The 8,240-nt window shown below is 44.3% G+C and carries 10 protein-coding genes and 1 pseudogene; 5 read left to right on the top strand and 6 right to left on the bottom strand.

Annotation, left to right across the window (positions count from 1 at the left end):
• The 5 genes and pseudogenes from B3763_RS03160 to B3763_RS03140 form a co-directional block, all read left to right on the top strand.
• Positions 1-215: pseudogene (locus B3763_RS03160) on the top strand (hypothetical protein); the annotation flags it as partial.
• Positions 216-218: 3 nt separating this feature from the next.
• Positions 219-638: a YkvA family protein gene (locus B3763_RS03155; protein WP_286743585.1), complete on the top strand. Its 420-nt coding sequence runs from the start codon at positions 219-221 to the stop codon at positions 636-638.
• Positions 639-675: 37 nt separating this feature from the next.
• The gene (locus tag B3763_RS03150) at positions 676-1,305 is read left to right on the top strand and encodes a thioredoxin family protein (RefSeq protein WP_286743583.1); all 630 of its coding nucleotides are present in this window, start codon (positions 676-678) and stop codon (positions 1,303-1,305) included.
• Positions 1,263-1,913: an oxidoreductase gene (locus B3763_RS03145; RefSeq protein ID WP_286743580.1), complete on the top strand. Its 651-nt coding sequence runs from the start codon at positions 1,263-1,265 to the stop codon at positions 1,911-1,913. The genes B3763_RS03150 and B3763_RS03145 overlap by 43 nt, the downstream gene beginning before the upstream one ends.
• Before the next feature lie 32 nt (positions 1,914-1,945).
• Complete coding sequence (locus B3763_RS03140) at positions 1,946-2,227, top strand: hypothetical protein (protein WP_286743578.1); 282 nt, start codon at positions 1,946-1,948, stop codon at positions 2,225-2,227.
• A 139-nt stretch (positions 2,228-2,366) separates the two neighbouring features.
• Here B3763_RS03140 and B3763_RS03135 read toward each other — a convergent pair whose 3' ends face one another.
• The 6 genes from B3763_RS03135 to B3763_RS03110 form a co-directional block, all read right to left on the bottom strand.
• Entirely contained in the window at positions 2,367-4,187 is a 1,821-nt protein-coding gene (locus B3763_RS03135; RefSeq protein WP_286743577.1) for a Xaa-Pro dipeptidyl-peptidase, read from the bottom strand.
• A 190-nt stretch (positions 4,188-4,377) separates the two neighbouring features.
• Positions 4,378-4,854: a YHS domain-containing (seleno)protein gene (locus B3763_RS03130; protein WP_189630330.1), complete on the bottom strand. Its 477-nt coding sequence runs from the start codon at positions 4,852-4,854 to the stop codon at positions 4,378-4,380.
• A gap of 11 nt (positions 4,855-4,865) precedes the next feature.
• Positions 4,866-5,234 carry an SPW repeat domain-containing protein gene (locus B3763_RS03125; RefSeq protein WP_189630331.1) on the bottom strand — a complete coding sequence of 123 codons (369 nt, stop codon included), beginning with the start codon at positions 5,232-5,234 and terminating at the stop codon, positions 4,866-4,868.
• A 2-nt stretch (positions 5,235-5,236) separates the two neighbouring features.
• Positions 5,237-5,596, bottom strand: coding sequence for a hypothetical protein (locus tag B3763_RS03120; RefSeq protein ID WP_189630332.1), 360 nt, complete (start codon positions 5,594-5,596; stop codon positions 5,237-5,239).
• 72 nt (positions 5,597-5,668) lie between these two features.
• Positions 5,669-6,724, bottom strand: coding sequence for an AraC family transcriptional regulator (locus tag B3763_RS03115; RefSeq protein ID WP_286743573.1), 1,056 nt, complete (start codon positions 6,722-6,724; stop codon positions 5,669-5,671).
• 166 nt (positions 6,725-6,890) lie between these two features.
• Positions 6,891-8,054: a hypothetical protein gene (locus B3763_RS03110; protein ID WP_286743570.1), complete on the bottom strand. Its 1,164-nt coding sequence runs from the start codon at positions 8,052-8,054 to the stop codon at positions 6,891-6,893.
• Between the last annotated feature and the right edge of the window lie 186 nt (positions 8,055-8,240).

The raw sequence follows: 8,240 nt of genomic DNA, 5'->3' as shown, positions 1-8,240 counted from the left end.
AACAAGTATATGTGAGCGATGATGCCTGGAAAAAGGTAAAGGGCTCCATCAATGATATTGTTGCTGCCATACAAAAGGCGGGTGAAACCATGACCGAAAAAAACAATGCCATTGATTTGGCGGAAGCTATTTTTGATCTTATGATAAAAGAGAACCGAGACCCGGTGGCAGAGAGTCTTTCGTTTATAAAAGCTGAAGCAAGACAATTGATGTAGACTATGAGCAGAACGGAACCCAACGAAAAAGAAAAAAAGGTTTTTGACCGATTTAAACAAAAGGCAGTTGAAATTGTGGGCAATTCTGAGGCTCTGAAAAAAACGCTTTTGAGGGTTCAGAAGAAACTGGATGCACTGGAAGATGATGAAACCCTGAAAGGCAAAGTAGTGGCCTACGTTCACCTGATTGTACGAATGCTTTCCAACTCGGTGAATGGGCATTACCCTCATATACCCTGGCAAACTCTTGTAATGATAGTGGCCGGATTGCTTTATTTTGTGGCTCCTCTCGATGCCCTGCCCGATTTTATCCCCATTGTTGGCCTTATAGACGATGCTACCATATTGGTATGGTTAGGCAAATCTTTTAAAGATGATTTGGACAAGTATAAAGAATGGGAAAAGTTGAACTTATCTCGTTAGTCTCGGTGTTGCAACATCGAACATTTGTTTGAATCCAATGAAATTATCTGCCGACCTGATCGACTCAGCCTATAGTTATGCTGCCTACCGCAAGTTAATAGACCAGTTGCTGCTCGAGGGAAAAACAACAGGAGCCAACCAGTCTGAGTCAATGATAAGTTATGCCATTCTAAGCCAAAAGCGTATGCAAAAGTGGGAGAAGATTGGTAAACTCCTACCGGCTCTGGAAGCCATGGTTAACCGTATAGATGTGCCCATGACCTGGTTGGTGATTACTGAAGGGTGGTGTGGCGATGCCGGACAACTGTTGCCGTTTGTGCATAAAATGGCCCAACTAAACCCACAAATTAATTTACGGCTGATTTTAAGAGACGAGAACCCCGAGGTTATGAATAATTTCCTGACCAACGGGGCGCGTTCTATTCCCATAATAATCGGGCTTTCTGCCGATGGGGAAGTGCTGGGGCACTGGGGCCCCAGGCCTGATCTGATACAACGCGAATTTTTAGAGAACAAACAAACCCAGGCTAAATCGGGTAAGGAGTTTACGGAATACATGCACCTGTGGTATGCCAAAGACAAAGGGGTCACCTTTCAGAATGAATTTTTGGCTATTTTAGATGTATGGATTCAAAAACTGCAATCATTGCCGGTGCAAGCGGGCTGATTGGAAGGTCGTTAACTCAAAACCTTTTACAAAGCAAAAACTATGGTCAGGTCATTGCTTTGGTCCGCAAGCCATTAGGTATCCGGCACGAGAAGCTCAAGGAGCTGACTGTAGATTTCGACAAGCTTTCTGAAATGACGGATTTCCCCAAGGGGGATGATGTTTTTTGTTGCCTGGGCACGACCATGAAAAAAGCCGGTTCCAAAGAAGCTTTCTATAAAGTTGACTTTACATATGGCTATGAATTGGCCAAGGCGGCATTAAATGCCGGAGCCGATAGATTCTTTCTCGTCTCAGCAATGGGGTCAAACAAGAACAGCCGCTTTTTCTATAATCGGGTGAAGGGTGAGCTGGAAGATAAAGTCTCCTTCCTGAACTACCGAACCATATACATCTTCAAACCTTCGCTGATTAGAGGGGTCAGGGAAGAAAGAAGGCCGGGTGAAAAGTTTGCTCAGTTCATTACCAAGTTTATTCCTTTTATTGGCCCGTGGAAAAAATACCGGCCTATTCATGCAGACAAAATTGTAGATGCTATGATGAAAGTAGCTCGTCAGGAAGACAAAGGCTGCTACTTCTACGAGTCTGAAATTATGCGGAAGATGTGATCAATTTGATGATTTGAGAATGGGTTGATTTGATGAAGAATATTAGAATTTGGAAGCTTTGGTTGTTATCGAGCGCTGTTCTGGCCATTGTTATTTACTTTCTCACGGCTATAAACCCTATGGACTTGAATCAATCCCGTGATGTACAGCTTCACGATACCTATTTCGTTACACGAAACTGGTCTTTCTTGTTGATTTGGACTCTTCTGTTTTTAATAGTGAATGGAACTATAGCCCTTCTCTATAAACTCCTTCGCAACTTCATTACTTTACCCACTATTTTCCTGTTAGCGGCTTTCTCATTCACGTTGTAAACGAGGGTATCTGAGAACTGCATTTTCAATATAAAAAAGCTGATAAAAAGTTGGCCTTAGATGCATTGCCCTTGAAACTGGAAGAACCATTCCCCCTTTTTCGAAAAAGGGGATTAGAACACCCATAACTCAATTTTACTTACTTCATTACGCTATTTACAGCCTTCTTTCCACCAACTATTGGCAAAGTCAGGCTGGTACCATTTAAGTCAATAGTGAGCTGAGTGCCGGGCTGTGGGTGAAGGGTAAATTCCTGGTCACTGGAGAAGATCATCAAGCCAATTTGTTGGCCGGCAGGAATAATCTGGTCATCCGGTTGCAGATCGAAAGAGACTGTGTAGAATTTGCCAGGCTCAAGTGGTTCGCTCCGGGTAAGTGATTTATAGTTCTGCGGATCCGCCCAACCCCTGGTGATGATGTTATCATAAATTCTGGCATCGTCAGCAGTATTCCAGGGCAGCGAAACAAGCCAAACCGAAAGGTTTGCAGCAGGCTTACTACTGGCCAGCTCAATGGTTACCCGGGCTACTCCCGAAATATGCAGAGGTTCGGTTAGTTTTGGTGTTACATACAACAGGCGGTGTTCAGACTCATCGGCTTGAGCAAGTTGAGCTCCGGAAAAGTTAACATTGTCCGTTAGGGTTTCCTGCCCTTTAGATTGCGCCTTGGAGGTAGATAGTGAACCATGAACCTTACCACCGGCTTTCAGGTAAAAGGTTACGTCCGAGGCCTGCGGGTTAGGGTAGTCGGCATATGGTGTAGGTTCCTGTGGGCTATCTCCTTCGCGTACAATTTGCGCCTTAGGGTCGTTTTCAACCCCATTATCAATTCCATGAAGGTATTTGGTGAACCATCTGTTCATCATGCTTATTGGTGGAGGCCCTCCATGACCTGCCTGATGGTAGTATATTTGCACCGGAAGCCCCATTTTCTTTGCTTCCATGGCAATGCGGTAGCTATGTTCCGGCATAACGTTCCAGTCGTTGAAGCCATGTGACATCAGCAGAGCTGCCTTCATGGGCTTCATGTCATTCAGGTAGTCTCTTCCGGCCCAAAAGTCGTTGTAGTCGCCCGTAATTCTATCCAGGTTATTCGCCATTTCTGTGTCGCGCACTGTTCTGTTGTTGTAGGCTCTTTTGGCCTCATCACCACTGTGAATAAAGTCGTAAAGAACATCTATGTCTTCACCCAGATAACCGCCCGGGCTTCTCACCAAACCGTTCGAGCGGTAATAGTGATAGTAAGAAGTATTCGGAGCAATCGGAATAATGGCCTTGAGAGCATCTACCCCGGTGGTGGCCGCAGCCAGCGGAAGTGTGCCATTATAAGAGGTTCCTGTCATTCCTACTTTTCCAGTCGACCAGTAGGCCTTTACTTTTTCCTGTCCATCGCGTGTTTTATAACCATTGTCTTTTCCCGATAACCATTCGATTACTGCTTTTGGGGCTAGCGATTCGTTGTCTCCTCCAACCGTGGGGGCACCATCGGAAAGACCGGTACCGGGAGAGGAGGAGTGCACAACAATGTAGCCTCTTGGCACCCAGGTTCTGATTTGAGAATTGGATATGATGGGTCTTTCACCTCTCCGCTGCACCTCTACATGCGTTCTTGGCGGTGGTGTGGCACCTAATTCATGCTCAACATTCCAGAAAAGCCCTTTGGCCAATCCGGCAGTTCCGGCATAGTATGGGCTGGTTTCGTAAACTACCGGTAGTTTTAATCCTTCTGTTTCGGTTTGTTTCGGGCGGGTAACAGCCACGTGCATTCTATCCGGCTTGCCGTCTCCATCCGTATCAAACTCTGTTTCTACCCACAAGTCTTCTCTAATCCATTCTTCCGGATTGCTGAAAGCTTCTACAATTTGAGCTTCTCCATTTTTGAAGACAGGTTTGGCATTTTGTGCTAGCGTACAAAGGCTTGTAGACACCAATAACACGGCAACGGAAAGGTATTTTTTCATAGGTAATTGCTTAAGGCAGGCTTAAGTTATGAAATAATAGGTCTCCGGCAGATCGAATTTTTATTAACCTGAAAGTGGCAGCATGGAAAAAAGAAAGAGGCTGTGTCGGAAGCTCGCCTTTAGCCAATGGTTGGGCTAAGAAGGAAACTCCTGAGACAGCCTCTTCCCAGAAACAAGTCAACCCCAATAATTAATTGTAGGTTTTCTTTAGTTTGGCCCAATTGTCATCGGCCTTCTTCATCAACCCTGCGTGGTTGTTTTCTTTCAACCAAAGCTGCTGGGCATCTAGCTCAAGGTTATAAAGAAACAAGAAGTACTTGCCGTCTTTTACAATGAACTTATTTGGGTCGGGCCTGAACTTTGCGCCTGCATATACACCAAAGGCACAGTAGCCTCCATACTGAGGTAAATACTTCTCAGGATTTCTGTCGAATTTTTGTTTTTGCTCGGCAGAAGTAAAGTAGTAAACCACTTTGTCGTGTTCAGACTTATATTCTTTAAGTCCTCTTTGAGCAAGGCCCAAATCCAAGTAAGAAACGGGCGAGTAGCCTTGCAACGCAATGTTGCTGTTGTCAATGTTGTAGGCCTGTTTGTCTTGAGCCAAAGCTACCTGGCTCAGAAAAGTTAGCGCAAGCGCCAACATGCTTATTTTTCTGATTGTTTTCATGGTATAATTATTTAATCTGTTAATGAAGGTTCGCAATTGTCGCTAAGAGCGACTACCAGAAATACTACCACCGCATTGGCTATGTAGTAGTACATGTCTATTCCCGTAAAGTGGAATAGAAAGGGAGCAGCAGCAAAAGTGGTGGCGGCCATTAAGTCTATGAGCAAATGACCGTTATAGGGAATGGTGTGAAGAATGCTAAACTTATAAGTAGTGTTTAGACTTACGATAATCACAGCCACTCCGGTGACCACAGAGAGCCATTTGGCCATGGGTGAACTTTCTCCAAGCCCCAACAGAAACGGACTGCTAATAAGTGCCACTGCGGCCGAGTAGTCTATGATGCCGTGAACGGTTGGAGAAATAAACCTGAATTTCATGGCTAGGCTATTTTAGCATCGAAATAGGTCTCTTCAACTACTTCTCCGCTATCGTTCCACACTCTTCTAATAATCTCGTGCCATAGAATGCGCGAGTTGTCTTTCATGTCGAAGTCGAAGGTAAACTCCGAGGCCGAAGCGTTGCCATCTACCAATGTTCTGTGATGGGTAATGCCGTTTACCTGGGCAATGGCTCCGGTAAAGCCTTCCATCTTTTCTACCATCTGATCGCGAGAGGCGGTCTTTACTCCACCATAATCAGAAGTGTTGGCGTTGGCCGAGAAGAACTGCTTCACGGCATTCACGATATCGCCTTGCGATACCATTGCATCCATTTTTTGTACTTGTTCTTTTATGTTCATGTGAATTGTTTTTTGATGAATCACATGACAAATTTGGCCTATCGAGTTGGGCCAATGCTTACAAAAAATGGCCTATTGATTGGACTTTTTACTTTGCAGGTATTCGGTGGGACTCAGGCCGGTGTAGTGTTTAAAGAAATTACTAAAGTGACCGGGCTCTTCGAAACCCAGCGAAAAGGCTACTTCCTGAATAGATTGGTGTTGCAGAAGCATTCGCTTGGCCGAGAGAATAATTTGTTGCCGTATGAGCTGCCCAATACTCACATTGAGTTGTTGACGAACTTTAGTGGAAAGAGCTTTTACCGATAAATGCAGTTTATCGGCATAAAAGCCTACCTCCCTTTGAGTGGTATGAAACTCATGCAGTAGTTCAAAGAGATGAGTGGCAAAATCATCCGTGCGGTCTATGCCGGTGTCTCTAACGAAATCCGATGGAGTTTTTTGAGTTTGTTGCTTAAAGAACCGGTTAAAATAGGCAGGGTCTGAAAAACCATGGTCGTAGGCAATTTCTTTAATGCTCTTATTACTGAAGACCAGGTCTTTTTTGCTTTCAGTGAGGCGCTTATTTTTTAATAGGCCTTTTATGGTTACACCAACCTTTTCATTGACCAGTCTATGAGGGTTGAGTCCGGACGATTCAAACAATAGTTTGAAGTCGGCATTCTGAAGTTGCTCCCTATACTTCTCGTCAATAAATTCTTTAATGTCGAAAATCAGATGGTACTCTTCGGGCTTGGCGTTAAAGGGATTTTGCCAAAACCACTGCCTTGCCGATACATCTATAATATCTTTGGGCGCCCCAAAAACAGACTCGTTCAGGTATTTCTGGCACTCCAGGCAATCCTCAAAATTGATATACCCCAAGCTCACCATATGCTTAAAAAGCACTCGAACCTGCTTGTCTTTAAATAGAGCTTCATCTGGGAAGTCTATGCGTCTTACAGTAAAATCATCGCCTAAAAACTTTATGTACTGGCCTTTTTCCAGGAAGATGATTTTATCGTCCCAATCGAAGTAGTTTTTGAAATCTACCTGCAACCCTCCACTACCCTCAAGTATATGCAATAGACAATGAGTGTTTATGAACATCACTTCATTGACTTTCGGTTTAAATTTATTCACCAGCATGGGCATAAATTTGGGTTGCTCACAAAGTTCTTTCCTTTGAGTTAAGCACAAAAGGCAATGCCGCCAAAGAGTCGGCCAACTTGCTTTTATCACTATTCAATAATATAGTGAGATTGGTGGGTTGTTGCAATTGGTTGGTAGGTAGTGGTTTATATTAACAAGGCGTTTAAGTCGTTTTTTTGGTTTGTAGCAGTAGAAATGCGGCAAGAATAAACCCGAGAAACAGTAATACCCGTTCTTTGTTTGCAAACTCAGGGTACCAGCTCTCCCAAGCTTCCCATTGCCAGGCAGGGTCCGGAATATGCTGCCAGATAAAAGTGAGTGGAAAAGAAAACAAGGCTAACAAAAGAAGCTTCGCTTTGTTGGTTTCTTGTAACTCGAACATCACCCAGGTGGCCAAAAAGGGAAAGCCCAGAAAAACAATTCGTGTCATGTCTCCACCGGCCAGCAGACCAAAGGCCAGGTACAGGGCACTGTACATGAGCAGTAGGTTTCGGGTGTTGTCGTATAGATAGGTTTTTCTATAACGGTTAATGGCCAGCCATATGGCCGGGCCAAAGGCCATGGAAATGGCAGCCAGCCACCTAAGCAGCTCAAAAGGATTTAAAACAGCCTCTCGCGCATGATAGGCCAGGGTGATGAATGCGCCTCTACCTGCCTCTTGCGGAGGAAAGTTAAAATTGACTATAGATTGAGTTGCAATGGCCAAAAGAAGAGAAGCGGCAATAAATGGTAAGTCGTAGTAACCCTCATCCGTTTTTCTGTTGTGCCAGGCTCCATAAACTAGAAGTAAAGCAGGCAAGGCCAAGAACGATTCTTTTTGCAAAGTGGCCAGCGGAGCCAGCCACAAAAGGTGAATGAATTTTCGCTTTAAGACAAGCCAAAGGAATAAAGCCTGAAAGGCATAAGTAGGTAAATCGACTGTTATGGGGTCGAAGGCATTGAGCCGTATCATACCCGTCCAATGAAAAATCAGCCATAAAAAGCCCGCCCAAAACCATCTTAGCTCAAAGCCTAAGCTTCGCCATAAATGAAACATAACCACCACTGCCAATAAGCTAAAGATCAGATTGAGCCATTGAAATCCGGGTAGAATATCATAGCTCCAAAGCGAAGCTAGAAACGGCACCAACAGGCGTTGATGAAATGGGTGGGGTACATTATAGTCTTCTCTGTAGCCTTCAAAATAATCGTATATGTTGCGGTAATCATTTCCATCGAACTGCGGAGCGAAGTCATAACTCAACGGTGGCTGCGCCTGCTGGTAAAAGAAAAATGCTCCGGTAGTAAGAGCCAGAAAAATGAAAAGCCAATAGCCTTTAATGCGCATAGGGTGAAAATACCAAAACAATCACGTCCGGCCGGAAAAATAGTCCATATATTTTCCAATAGACTCTTATACCCGGCCTGCATGCCTGCAAAGCCAGGCACCTCAAGTTTAGCGTGAGATTCCGGATATTTTTTAGGGTTACTTATTTAGATCGCATTTATTAGATCCAGTATACTAGCCACAAGC

The organism is Roseivirga sp. UBA1976 (assembly GCF_002336325.1).
In the GTDB taxonomy this organism is placed as follows: Bacteria; Bacteroidota; Bacteroidia; order Cytophagales; family Cyclobacteriaceae; genus Roseivirga; species Roseivirga thermotolerans.
The sequence above is the reverse complement of the archived record's forward strand: the minus strand, read 5'-3'. Positions and strand labels throughout refer to the sequence as shown.